This is a genomic window from Pandoraea capi (genome assembly GCF_902459735.1).
Classification (GTDB): Bacteria; Pseudomonadota; Gammaproteobacteria; order Burkholderiales; family Burkholderiaceae; genus Pandoraea; species Pandoraea capi.
This window is the reverse complement of sequence record NZ_CABPRV010000008.1, coordinates 239,645-252,144: the sequence shown is the minus strand read 5'-3', so window position 1 is coordinate 252,144 and position 12,500 is coordinate 239,645. Positions and strand designations below refer to the sequence as shown.

General features: G+C 65.7%; 8 protein-coding genes. 4 read left to right on the top strand and 4 right to left on the bottom strand.

Features of this window, described 5'->3' with window-relative positions:
- Positions 1–179: 179 nt before the first annotated feature.
- Positions 180–3,239: a phosphoenolpyruvate carboxylase gene (gene ppc / locus PCA20602_RS17410; protein WP_150722293.1), complete on the bottom strand. Its 3,060-nt coding sequence runs from the start codon at positions 3,237–3,239 to the stop codon at positions 180–182.
- Between the two features lie 79 nt (positions 3,240–3,318).
- Here ppc and hemC point away from each other — a divergent pair, with 79 nt between their 5' ends.
- Genes hemC through PCA20602_RS17390 form a run of 4 tightly spaced genes read left to right on the top strand, consistent with a single transcriptional unit; the run spans position 3,319 to position 7,642 of the window.
- Positions 3,319–4,287: a hydroxymethylbilane synthase gene (gene hemC, locus PCA20602_RS17405; protein ID WP_150722292.1), complete on the top strand. Its 969-nt coding sequence runs from the start codon at positions 3,319–3,321 to the stop codon at positions 4,285–4,287.
- Entirely contained in the window at positions 4,284–5,309 is a 1,026-nt protein-coding gene (locus PCA20602_RS17400; RefSeq protein ID WP_150722291.1) for a uroporphyrinogen-III synthase, read from the top strand. Before hemC ends, PCA20602_RS17400 begins: the two co-directional genes overlap by 4 nt.
- A complete protein-coding gene (locus tag PCA20602_RS17395; protein WP_174981244.1) occupies positions 5,296–6,459 on the top strand; it encodes a uroporphyrinogen-III C-methyltransferase in 1,164 nt (387 codons plus the stop codon). Before PCA20602_RS17400 ends, PCA20602_RS17395 begins: the two co-directional genes overlap by 14 nt.
- A 10-nt stretch (positions 6,460–6,469) precedes the next feature.
- A complete protein-coding gene (locus tag PCA20602_RS17390; protein WP_150722289.1) occupies positions 6,470–7,642 on the top strand; it encodes a heme biosynthesis HemY N-terminal domain-containing protein in 1,173 nt (390 codons plus the stop codon).
- A 419-nt stretch (positions 7,643–8,061) separates the two neighbouring features.
- On the opposite strand, the gene PCA20602_RS17385 is transcribed toward PCA20602_RS17390, so the two are convergent.
- The 3 genes from PCA20602_RS17385 to PCA20602_RS17375 form a co-directional block, all read right to left on the bottom strand.
- Positions 8,062–9,258: a hypothetical protein gene (locus tag PCA20602_RS17385; RefSeq protein WP_150722288.1), complete on the bottom strand. Its 1,197-nt coding sequence runs from the start codon at positions 9,256–9,258 to the stop codon at positions 8,062–8,064.
- A gap of 316 nt (positions 9,259–9,574) precedes the next feature.
- A complete protein-coding gene (locus tag PCA20602_RS17380; RefSeq protein WP_150722287.1) occupies positions 9,575–10,480 on the bottom strand; it encodes a hypothetical protein in 906 nt (301 codons plus the stop codon).
- A gap of 490 nt (positions 10,481–10,970) precedes the next feature.
- Positions 10,971–12,482: an MDR family MFS transporter gene (locus tag PCA20602_RS17375; protein ID WP_150722286.1), complete on the bottom strand. Its 1,512-nt coding sequence runs from the start codon at positions 12,480–12,482 to the stop codon at positions 10,971–10,973.
- Between the last annotated feature and the right edge of the window lie 18 nt (positions 12,483–12,500).

The following is a 12,500-nucleotide window of genomic DNA, read 5'->3' as shown; positions in this document are numbered from 1 at the left end:
GGCCCCCCGGCAGCCATCGAGTCGAATGCGTCGAAATATACCGCGCTATCCATGGGCTGTCGTTGAGGAGATTCCCAAGGGCGCATGAGCCACCTTTGGGTATCCCGTCGCCATCCATCCGGTGTGCCTGCTCCGCGCCAGCGTCGGCACGGAGCAGAACCGGACAGCTTTTTCGGACGTCAGCCGGTATTGCGCAGCCCGGCGGCAATCCCGTTGATGGACAGGTGAATGCCGCGACGCGCCCGCTCGTCCGATTCCCCTGCGCGATGCCGACGCAGCAACTCGACCTGCAAGTGATTGAGCGGATCGAGATACGGGAAGCGGTTCTTGATCGAGCGCGCGAGCATCGGGTTGTCCGCCAGACGCTCCTCGTGCCCGGTGATGAGCGCGAGCGCCTGCGACGTGCTCTGCCACTCGGCGACGATGCGGTTGAACACGCGCTTGCGCAGCTTCTCATCCGGCACCAGCTCGGCGTAACGCGATGCCACGGCCAGGTCCGTTTTCGAGAGCACCATGTCCATGTTCGAGAGCAGGTTCGCAAAGAACGGCCAGCGCTTGACCATCTGACGCAGCGTGTCGAGACGCTTGTCGCGCCCCGCCTTGTCTTCCTGGCTGGCCTTCGCGGGCTTGCCGGACTTGCCGCCATCGCCGTCGAGATAGGCGCTCACCGCGCTGCCGAAGCCGTACCAGCCGGTAAGCAGCAGTCGGCATTGGCCCCACGAGAATCCCCACGGAATGGCGCGCAGGTCTTCGATGCGGCGATGCTTCGGATCGGAGAACTTGCGCGACGCGGGACGCGAGCCGATGTTCAGTTCGGCGATCTCCGCAATCGGCGTGGCCGAGAAGAAGTAGTCGGTAAAGCCGGGCGTTTCGTACACCAGATCGCGATACGCGGCGAACGCCGTATCGGAGAGCGTCTGCATGACCGCTTCGAACGCGGCCAGACGCGGCGGCTGATTGCGGCTCGGCAGCAGGGTGGCTTCGAGCGTCGCGGCGACGATGGTCTCCAGATTTCGGCGTCCGATCTCCGGGTTCGCGAACTTGCTGGCGATGATCTCGCCTTGCTCCGTCAGACGGATCTGCCCGTTCACCGTGCCCGGCGGCTGCGACAGGATGGCCTGATAGGTCGGGCCACCGCCGCGACCGACCGTACCGCCCCGGCCGTGGAACAGCCGCAGGCGGATGCCCTTCTCCTCGAACAGCCGCACCAGCGCCAGTTCGGCCTTATAGAGCTCCCAGTTGGACGTGAGGAAGCCGCCATCCTTGTTGCTGTCGGAGTAGCCGAGCATGACTTCCTGCTCGCCGCCTTGTTGCGTGACGACCGCCGGCATGCCCGGAATGTCGAAGAACTCGCGCATGATGACCGGCGCGTTGCGCAAGTCGGCGATCGTCTCGAACAGCGGGATGACCATCGCGCCGACCTTTGGCTCGACCGGCTTCGCGCCGTCGCTGCCGAGTGCGCCCTGAAAGAGGCCCGTCTCCTTTTGCAGCAACATGACTTCCACCAGATCGCTCACGGTTTCCGTGTGCGAAATGATGTAGTTGCGTACGGCGCGCGCGCCGAACCGGGCACGGATGTCGCGCGCGGCGCAGAACACGGCCAGTTCGTCGCGGGTGCGTTGCGAGTATTCGAGGTACGGCGAAAAGAGCGGGCGGGCTTCGCGTAGTTCGCGCAGCAGCAGGGCGAGTTTCTCGTGCTCGTCGAGCTTCGCGTAATTCGCTTCGACGCCGGCCTTTGCGAACAACTCCGCAATGACCGCTTCGTGAACGTCCGAACTTTGACGCAGGTCGATGCTCGCGAGATGGAAGCCGAACACCTCGGCAGCACGCACCAGCGGTCCGAGGCGCCGAGAGATCAGTGCGCTGCCGTGATGCGCCATGAGCGATGCGACGACCGTGTTCAGATCGGAGATGAATTCGCTGGCGTCGAGGTACGGGCTGGCATTGCCGACGGCGCCGCGATGCGGTACGTGACCCACCCACTCGCGGGCGGTCGCGGCCAGTCGCGCGTACACGCCGATCAGCGCGCGCCGGTAGGGTTCGTCGGTGCGGTGCGGGGAGTCGTCCGGCGAGCGGCGGGCGAGCGTGAGCAGGGCGTCGCTGGCGCCGGCGAGCAGATGCGAGACGGAGAGTTCCGCGCCGAGCGAGTGCACCTGTTCGAGGTAGTGCGCGAAGATTTCCGTGGCCTGACGCGTGATCGCCAGTTGCAGCGTCTGTGCGGTGACGTTCGGGTTGCCGTCGCGATCGCCGCCGATCCAGCTGCCCATTTGCAGGAAACGCCCGAGACCTTCGGAGCGCACGCTCGGCACGGCGTCGTGCAGCTCGGCGGCGACGTCGTCATACAGCGCGGGAATTTCCGTCAGGAACGTGCTGCGGTAGTACGACAGCGCGTTTTCGATTTCATCGGCCACCGTCAGTCGCGAGCTGCGCAGCATGCGCGTCTGCCACAGCGTGGTGACGTAGGCGCGCATCGATTCCGTGTTGCGCGCCGACTCGCGTTCGGTGAGGGCGTCGTCACGGTGTTCGAGCAAGCGCGCGATTTCGCGTTCGGCGTCGAGAATGCTCTTGCGCTGAACTTCGGTCGGGTGGGCGGTGAGCACCGGCACGATGAGCGCGCTGGCGAAGAAAGCTTGCAGCGTGGCGGGGTCGTCGCGCCCGGCGTCCTTCAGGCTTTGCAGCGCGGCGCTCAGGCTGCCCGGTTGGGGGCGGCTGCCGGCCAGCGCGTGCACGCGGCGGCGGCGGTTGTGGTGACGATCCTCGGCAATATTGGCCAGATGCGAGAAGTAGCTGAACGCCCGCACGACCTGAATGGCCTTCTCGTTGGTCAGGCCGTTGAGCAGCGTGTCGAGCGCTCTGGCCGCGCTGCGGTCGCCTTCGCGGTGAAAGCGCACGGCGTTCTGACGGATGGTCTCGACCAGATCGAAGGCGTCGCTCCCCTGTTGCTCGCGCAGTACGTCGCCGAGCAGACGGCCGAGGAAGCGGATGTCCTCACGCAGCGGGGCGTCCTTGTCCTCGCGCGAGCGACGGACCTTGGGCGTTGCCGTGGATGGGGGGGCCTTGACCGCTGTGGCGGATGTCGCACCCGTGCGCGCCGTCTTGGCAGGACTTGATTGACCTGATGGACGTGGCGAGCGGGATGGGGGGGATGAAACCGCGGGTGCTGCCTTCGCGGGGGACGTCTTGCCGACCGACTTGGCCAGGCCCTCTTTCGGGGCTTTTGCCTTTGCGCTGCTCTTCATGTCGCTCCTCTCGAGACCAGCCGTTCGGGCCGGTCAAGCGTGTTACCATTTTTTCTTTTGGTCTTCACGCGGTTGCTGAATGAACTTCGCTTCTCCTGAAACCCTGGTAATCGCTTCACGCGAGAGCCGCCTCGCCATGTGGCAAGCCGAACACGTTCGTGACGCGCTGCACAAATTATATCCGCAGTGTCACGTCAGTATTCTCGGAATGACCACTCGCGGTGACCAAATTCTCGATCGCTCGCTCGCGAAGGTCGGTGGCAAGGGGTTGTTCGTCAAGGAACTCGAGCTGGCGCTGGCCGACGGCCGTGCCGATCTCGCCGTTCACTCGCTCAAGGACGTGCCGATGCAATTGCCGGACGGCTTCACGCTGGCGGCCGTGCTCGAGCGCGAAGACCCGTGCGACGCCTTCGTGAGCAACGATTACGACAGCCTCGACGCCTTGCCCGCCGGGGCCGTCGTGGGCACATCGAGCCTGCGCCGGGAAGTCAGCCTGCGCACCCGTTATCCCCATCTCAAGGTCGCGCCGTTGCGCGGCAACCTCGATACCCGCCTGGGCAAGCTCGACCGGGGTGACTTCTCGGCCATCATCCTGGCCGCAGCAGGGCTCAAGCGCCTCGGGCTCGCCAGCCGCATCCGAGCGATCATTCCGACCGATGCGAGCCTGCCGGCGGCCGGTCAGGGTGCATTGGGCATCGAAGTGCGGGCCGGACGTCCCGAAATCCTGCAATGGCTCGCACCGTTGCACGATGGCAACACTACGCTGGCCGTGAGTGCCGAGCGTGCCGTGTCGCGTGCCCTCGGCGGTTCGTGTCAGGTGCCCTTGGGGGCGTACGCCGAATTCTCGCCGCAGGGGGAACTGGCGTTGCGTGCGTTCATCGCCTCGACCGACGGCGCGACGGTGCTGCGCGCGGCGGGTTCTGCCCGGGTGGCGCAGGGCGACGTGTTCGGCGCTGAAGCGCTGGGGCAGCGCGTGGCGCAGGAACTGATCGACGCGGGCGGGTTGGCGCTGGTGCCGCCGTCCGAGCCGAAGGACACCGCCGTTTGACGCCGCGCGCACCGCTGCCACCGGCGTCGCCGAACTCGGCCGCTACGGCGGGTACGCCTGCCACGTCCGTGCGCACTGTGGCCGTGAGCGCCGCACCGTGCGCGATCCTCACCCGGCCGGACGGGCAGGCCCAAACGCTGGCCCGTGCGCTGCACGCCGAAGGGATCGATACGCTCGAATTCCCGCTGTTGCACATTGCCGCGCAAGCCGATCCCGCAGCGCTGGCGGCGCTCGACGCGGCGCTAGCGTCGCTGTCGTCTTACGCGCTGGCCGTATTCGTCTCACCCAACGCTGTCATGCATGCGCTCGCGCGACTGACGTATCTGCAACCGGCGAACGGCGACGGGACGACGAACGCGGACGAGGTGAGGGGAGCGGGTGAAGCGGGGGCGCGCTGGCCGCAAACGTTACCCGTGGCCGTGGTCGGCCCCGGCAGCGCGCAGGCGCTGGCCGACGCCGGCATTGCGTCGCCCGGACATCGTGTCATCGTGCCGCCGGGCGGTCCCGACGCGCGCTTCGACTCCGAGGCGTTGCTCGAGGCGCTCGATCTGCCGGCGCTTGCCGGGCGACGTGTGCTGCTGGTTCGGGGCGACGGCGGTCGCGAATTGCTGGCCGATACGCTGCGGGCGAATGGCGCGCAGCTCGATATCGTGAGCGCGTACACGCGTCGTGCGCGCGCGCCCGATGCGGCGGCCTGGGCCGCGCTCGAAGCCCGGCTCGCCTCGCACGATGGCGCCGAGCGGTGTGCCTGGGTGCTGACCAGCTCGGAAGCGGTCCGGCACCTCGCTACGCTACTCGCGGCGCGCTATGGTACCCGTGACGGCGTGCATACCCCGGGCACCCCGCAAGTGCTGGCCCAAATCCTTGCCGCACCGTGCTTTACTTCGCATACCCGCATCGCAGATGCCGCGCGCTCGGCGGGGTTTGATAGGATTACGCAGTGCGCGCCCGGCGACGACAACTTGCTGGCCGCACTCAAAACATGGGCGGATCCCATTCAAGTCAAGCATGACGACAGATAATCGCGTTCCAGAGTCTTCCCAGAACCCGTCGGTGTCGACCGGCACGACGGCGAATTCACCCGCTACCGGCGGCGCGGCCGCGGGGGCGACCTATAGCGCCGCCGGCAGTCCGCCGGCATGGCAACCGCCCGAGCCACCGCAGAAGCGTCGCGGTTCGGGGGCGGCGCTGCCGTGGCTGCTGTTCGTGCTGGTGTCCGCCGGCGCGGGCATCGGCGGCTGGTCGCTCAACCAGAAGCTCGACCGCGTGCAGCAGGAAATGGCGCGCCGTCAGCAGGCGGGCGACTCGCAGGTGATGCAGGCGCAGGTGCGCACCGCGCAGGCGCTCGATAACCAGCGCGACCTCCAGAACCGGCTCACCGCGCTGGAAGGCCGTGTGTCCGACTCGCGCAGTCAGCAGGCCGCGCTCGAACAGCTCTATCAGGAACTGGCGCATAACCGCGACGAGTGGGTGCTCGCCGAGACCGAGCAGATCGTCACGAGTGCGAATCAACAGTTGCAACTGACGGGCAACGTGCGCGGGGCATTGATCGCGCTGGAGGGCGCCGATGCGCGTCTGGCCCGCACCGGCGCGCCGCAACTCGCAGGCGTGCGCGATGCCCTGAAGAAGGACATCGACCGCCTCAAGGCCGTGCCCGCCGCCGATCTTCCGCAACTGACCGGCAAGCTCGATCAGGCCATCGCCATGATCGACACGTTGCCGTTGCAGGCCGAAGAACAGCGCGTCGCACCGAAGACGGACGCCAGCGGCCCGAGCGGTGCCGGCGAGACCGGCTGGACGGCCACCTGGCACCGTCTGTCCGGCGAGATGCTCGGCAGCCTCAAGCAACTGGTGCAGGTGCGGCGTCTCGACGATCCGGACGTGATGCTCGTCGCGCCCGAGCAGGGCGCCTTCCTGCGTGCGAACCTCAAGCTGCGCCTGCTTAACGCCCGACTGGCGCTGCTCGCGCGCAACGCCTCGGCGGTGCATAGCGACGTGCTGGTCGCGCAGGCCGCGCTCGACAAGTACTTCGACGCCAAGTCGCGCCGCATCGCCGCCGTCAAAACGTTGCTCGACCAGGTCGATTCAGGCTCGCGCACCATCGAACTGCCGACCCTTGACGCCAGCCTGACCGCCATCGGTCAGGTCAAGGACGTCAAGGAAAAGCCGTAAGGAGCCGGGCATGCGAGGACTGATCTGGTTGACGCTCCTGTTCGCGGTGGCGGCCGGCTTTGCCGTACTGGCCACGTTCAATCACGGGCAGGTGGTGATGCTGGTGCCGCCGTACCGGGTGGACGTATCGCTGAACCTGTTCGTGCTGGCGCTGCTGGCCCTGTTCGTTGCGCTGTACGTCATCATTCGGATCTTGCGCAACATCTACAAGATGCCGGAACGTGTCGCCGCGTACCGCAATCGCCAACGCAGCCGTCGCGCGAACATTGCGCTGCGCGACGCGGTGGCGAACCTCTTCGCCGGACGTTACACGCGTGCGGAAAAGGCGGCGCGCGAAGCGGCGGAGCAAGACGACAATCGTGGTGTGGCCGCGATCATCGGTGCGCGTGCGGCGCATCGCATGCGCGAGTTCGCGCGTCGCGATACGTGGCTGGCCGAAGCGCAGGGCGCGAATCTGGAAGAGGCACGCTTGTTGCAGACGGCCGAGTTGCGTGTCGACAATCGTGATGCACAAGGCGCGCTCGATGCGCTGACCGAGATGCGTGCGCAGGGCGCGCGACGCATGCAGGCGCAGCTCGTGGCATTGCGTGCGCATCAGCATCTCAAGCACTGGCCCGAGGTGCTGAACCTGCTCAAGATGCTCGAAAAGCGTGAAGCGTTGCATCCGGCGCTGGCAGCCAAGCTCAAGCAGACGGCCAGCGAAGGCATTCTGCGCGACCATCGTCACGATGCGGATGCGCTGCTCAAGTGCTGGCACGAGTTGCCGGCGGATGCCCGCACGTCGGCGCGTATCGCGGATGTCGCCGCCGAACTGCTGATTTCGCTGGACCGTCCGCGTGAAGCGCGCGATATCGTCGAAGCGGCGTTGGCCGAGCATTGGGACGCGCGCTTGCTGCGTCGCTACGCCGAGTGCGCGGGCGGCGACGCCCTGCCGCTCATCCAGAAGGCCGAAGCCTGGCAGCAGCGGCATCCGAACGATCCCGATCTGCTCTACGCGCTGGGCAAGCTGTGCCAGCACCAGCGGTTGTGGGGCAAGGCGCAGACGTTCCTCGAAGGCGCATTGCGTCACACCGACGACCGGCATTTGCAGCAGCGTCTGCATCTGTCGCTGGCGCAGCTCTTCGAAGGGCTGGGGCAGATGGATCAGGCCAATCGTCACTACCGGGCCTGCGCCACGGCTTGAGATACAGAGCGCCCATGGTTGACCGACAACACCCGCCGCGAGCGGGTGTTGTCGTTTATGGCGAATGCAACGATGGCGTGTCAGTCGTCAACGCCGCGCCCGGGCCTGACCCCAATGCAAAGGCACTATGGTGGGCATTGTTGAAATCGATTGAGAACGTGTGTCTGGTGTTTGCCGACGGGCGACTGTCGGTTGGCGCCTGGCGCGTCTCGTTGACGTTGGACGGTGTCCGGCGAGCGTCTGAGGGACCGGTTACGGGCGGCACGATAAGTCTCTCCTTGATGGGGGCGAACTGTGTACTGTGCGACACACCTCGCAGGCGCGTCTTTCACAATCCGTTCGAGTGAACGGCGTGAGGGGAAATCACAACCGACACCCGCGTCGATGCGGGTGTCGCGATGAACCGTACGGTAGCGCGGTCAGTCCATCATCGTGCGCTTGTACTCGTCGCAGACCGCTTCGAGGGTTGTGTCCAGTTGGCTCGTCAGATCGTCGAAGCCCCGGCGGCGGCATGTCGTGCGCAGGTCGTCGAGCATCTGGGCGCACTCGTCCGGCCCGAAGACCAGATAGTCGAAATCACCGCGCATCATGACGATCGGTTCGAGATGTTCGATGAGCGCTCGCGTGTCGTCGTCGGACAGGCGGTCGATGCGTTCCGAGATGGCTTCGACGACGGCTTTTACGTCGTCGGCAAACATACGCCGGTCGCTGCTCGTGAGGGAGCGTGCAATCGCCGCCATTTCGCCGGACGGCACCGCCCCGAGCAGTTCGGACGCCAGTTCGCGCCAGCCGCCGTGACCGGCGAACGTGCATGCCGCCTCGACGAGCGCCATGGCCGCAGGCGTCTGCTCCGCCTCGTTCAGCAAGCCGATGAAGCGTGCGAGGGGCACGAGACGTTGCGCCGTCGTGCACGCTCTCGAGCGCTGCATGCCGTCTAGCAAGTCGCGCCATTCGCTCGCGCGCCCGTCGGCTGGTCCATCCGCAATCGCATGGAGCCGGTGCGCCACCAGATGTTCGATGCTGGCATTCGTCGACGCTTGCGCCAGCGTCTGGGCGCCGTCGCCTGACGTCTTGCTGCAAGTGAGCAGCATGGCGCGCGCGGCATCCTCCGTACGCGCCTCGAAGCGCAACGCGAGTGCGACAACGCGCTCGAACGCCGTGGTCCAATGCGCAAGCGCCTGATCGGTCTCCAGACGTCGCAACAGCCCTTCGAGCAGATGACGGGCGTCGGCGTAGTGCCCCTTGTCGAGCACGACATCGACGGCGCGCGATGCCAGCGTGGCAAACCAGTCGGGGGCCTGCGCAGCGGGATCGCCGAGCACAAGCAGGGCCTTACGCAGCACAGGCTCCGGAATCGACGGACCGGTGCGATAACGCATGCCCGAGGTCGATGGCCTGGGGTCGAGCGCCGGGATCTCGCGCAGGGCGGACAGACGCTTCCAGTGCGCTGCGTGGGTGGCGTCGTCGCCACCGAGGGCCGTAGCGAAGTCGCGCTTGCCGATGGCAGGGCGCGTCACGCTCGTGGCGTCGTCGGTCGACAACGGGAGTTCGAACAGGCCAGTGAAGTCGACGCGCCAATCGCTGGCCGCAAGGCCCAACGATGGCTGCGACGCCATGAGAGGTGGCGACGGCACTGCGGGCAGTGTGTCGTCAGTGGGGCGCATCGCCGGTGGGCTGAGGGGGGCCTGAAACGCTTGCCAGAAATCGTGAGGGAAAAGGGAGCGCGAGGGCGTCGTAGATGTTGGGGAGTTTGAGGGGGGCACGGTCGTCACCCAAGTGGTCGACGTCGATGTCGTGTTGCACGTCGTGGTGGCATCGACCGGCAATGCGGTGTGAGTCAGACGTGAAGAAGGAAACAATGCGGACTCCTGACAGATCGTGAAGGAGCCCGCACTGTGCCGGGTTGTCCGGCGTGAGACTTTGCCGCTCGTGTCAGGGCTTTTCTGATTGGGCCGACGGGTTCAGGCGTTTGAGCACGCTTTGCAGATGGAATCCGGTGCCCGGATCGAACAAGTCGAATCGGTCGGAGATGGCGCGATGAATGTATTCCTGAGCCGCCGAGCGGTCTGCTCGTGCGTGCTCGATGAGTCCTTCGGCAACGTCTGCCCGGACCGCGTTGTCGTCGATCATCGCCAGTCCCTCATGAACGAACGCAATTCTGGCAGCGGGCGTTGCGCATGGCGTCGCCGATGCGATCAGGCGCCTGGCCAGCTGACTGGCCGCCAGGTGGCGGTTTTCGCCTTCGGGGATCAGTGTGATCGCGTTGGCGTGAAGGGCGATGTCGGCGATAGTCGACGCGATGGATTGGCGATCCAGCCGCTCAAAGGCTTTCGTCCACCCGTCGTAACGCTGCTCGGCGCGCATGTATTCAAGCTTCCAGATGGCGGTAGCGCGCCAAAGCTTGTCGGCGTCGGCCGTGCTAAAGCCCGTGAGATTTCGCTGTATTCCCCACGCGACCAGATGCTGCTTGTTGCCGAATACGGTCGCGGTTTGTCGGAAAAAGGCCTCGATCAATGGCGTTGCGCTCGCCCGTTGTTTCATGCCGCTGAAAATCTGGCCGACATACGTCGCCAACTCGCCGGGCTTGCCAATGGCGACGTAGAAGTTGTGCAGATACGAGATCACGAATTCCGCTGCGGGCGGTCGATGATCTTCCTGCAAGAGGTCGATGGCGTTCGCGAATGCCGCCAGTTTGGGGGGCGCCATGGTATCGCCTGGACCGGCTTCCCGGTGGGTCAGACAAAGCCATACTTCATAGCGGTTTGCCTGCGTGACGTTGAGCAAGTCGCCCAGTGTCATGGGCTGGGAGGTGGGAGACGCCGACACCGCACCGGTCATTTGATGGATCGGCGGGAGTTTGGCCAACGTGTCGGCACCGCGTGCACGCGCTGCGGCTTTCTCCGCCGCTGACGAGTCCGGTGTGCAGAAGGGGGACGTCTTCGTGCCGAAAACACGTTGCGTGATGTTGGAGAGGAAGCTGCCTGACGTGGTCGAACCCGGCGAAGCGGAACGCACGGCGTTGAGATCGCGCTGAATCGCCTGAGACGTCCCGGCCGCTGCCGATGATTGTCCGGTCGATTGCGGTGCGAATGTCGAATACTGCACGTGATTCGTAGGCTTTGCCCTCGATAGTGGTCCAGTGCCGCCCATGACGAACTCCTTGATGCGTGGAAAGGAGTGCTCACAGTGAGGCGGCTATCGATGAACCACTTTGGGGAATGTCGGCGAATTGCGGAGAACGGCACGGGGATGAGCGATACCTGCAAATCCCCGCGTGGGAAGGGCTTGAAATGATTTTTCAGATCGACGCCAGGCGATCCGACGCGTCTTACTCGATGGCCGAGGCTTCGTTCCCGGAGCTTTGACGCAGCGGAATTTCCGGCAGACGGCCCAGCGCGACGATCGCCAGCGCGGCGATCAGTGCACTGCCGCCGAAGAACGCGCCGAAGGCGATCCGCAGGTGTTCCGTCATCCCGGCCGGGGCGCCGCCGGGGCGCAGGAAGTCGGTGAGTTCGCGCGGAGCGCTACCGTCGTCGCCGGAGACCAGCAGGCCGACGATCAGCGCGCCGAACATTGCGACACCGATCATGCCGCCCAGCGCGCGGAAGAACGCATGCGCTGCCGTGGCAATGCCGATGTCGCGCGGCGCCACGGCGTTCTGTGTGGCCACCGTCATGACCGGCATCGCAGAGCCGAACCCGATCCCGACCAACCCGAGACAGATGCCGATGACCGTGAGCGGCAGCGACTGTACGCCGGCAGTGATGACCGCGAGTCCGATAAATGCCACCGGCAGGCCGATCTGCGGCGGCCGCTTGTAGTGCCCCGTCTTGCGCATGTAATGCCCGGCGCTGAGCGCGCCGACCACGATACCGAGCAGCGGCAATATCAGCATCAGCCCGGAACTGCTGGCCGATTCACCACGTTGCAGTTGCAGATAGAGCGGCACATAGATGCCGATGCTGATGTTGACCATCATCACCAGCACGGCCATCGTCGAGGTCATGCGAAACACGGGATTGGCGAGGAGCGCAACGGGCAACAACGGTTCGCGCACCGTACGTTGATGCCGCAGGAACACGGCGCCGATCACCACGGCGGCCACGACCAATCCACCGATTTCCGCCGACACCCACGCATAGCGATGCCCGCCCCACGTGAGCGCGAGCAGCAGGCAGACGGTGGCGACGATCAGCAGTAGCGAGCCGAGATAGTCGATGCTCGGCTTGCCCTCGCGACGCGGCAGACGTCGCAGCGCGCGGTCGCTCAGATAGATGGCGAGCAGACCGAGCGGAATGTTGATCCAGAAGATGAGCGTCCAGTTGAGGTACTGGGCGAACACGCCGCCCGTGACGGGCCCGGCCACGCCGGAGACTGCGAACATCCCCGAGATATAGCCCTGATAGCGGCCGCGCTCGCGTGGCGAAACGATATCCGCAATCACCGTGTTCGACAGCGCGATCAATCCGCCGCCGCCCAACCCCTGGACCCCGCGTGCAAGAATCAGCGCGAGCATGCTGGGCGCGAGCGCACACAGCACCGAGCCCACGAGAAAGACGGTGACGCTCACGGCGATCACGACGCGTCGCCCGAACAGGTCGGAGAGTTTGCCGACGATGGGCGTAATCGCCGTCGACGACAGCAGGTAGGCCGTGACGACCCATGAGACCGCATCGAAGCTGCCGAGGTCTCGGGCAATGGTCGGCAAGGCGGGCGCGACGATGGTCTGGTCGAGCGAGCCGAGAAACATGATGAGCAGCAAGCCGGTGAGGATCGACTTGACCTCGTTGGGCGTGAGCGAGACGCCGGCCGGCGTCGTCTGTGAGTCGTTGGCGGGCATGCGAATCTGCGAAGCGTA

What these genes read in the sequence shown, in the direction of transcription:
- PCA20602_RS17395 (WP_174981244.1), top strand. Translation starts at nt 5,296, where the DNA reads ATGACGACAGATAATCGCGTTCCAGAGTCTTCCCAGAACCCGTCGGTG.
- PCA20602_RS17375 (WP_150722286.1), bottom strand. Translation starts at nt 12,482, where the DNA reads ATGCCCGCCAACGACTCACAGACGACGCCGGCCGGCGTCTCGCTCACG.
- PCA20602_RS17385 (WP_150722288.1), bottom strand. Translation starts at nt 9,258, where the DNA reads ATGGCGTCGCAGCCATCGTTGGGCCTTGCGGCCAGCGATTGGCGCGTC.
- PCA20602_RS17390 (WP_150722289.1), top strand. Translation starts at nt 6,470, where the DNA reads ATGCGAGGACTGATCTGGTTGACGCTCCTGTTCGCGGTGGCGGCCGGC.
- hemC (WP_150722292.1), top strand. Translation starts at nt 3,319, where the DNA reads ATGAACTTCGCTTCTCCTGAAACCCTGGTAATCGCTTCACGCGAGAGC.
- PCA20602_RS17380 (WP_150722287.1), bottom strand. Translation starts at nt 10,480, where the DNA reads ATGACCGGTGCGGTGTCGGCGTCTCCCACCTCCCAGCCCATGACACTG.
- ppc (WP_150722293.1), bottom strand. Translation starts at nt 3,239, where the DNA reads ATGAAGAGCAGCGCAAAGGCAAAAGCCCCGAAAGAGGGCCTGGCCAAG.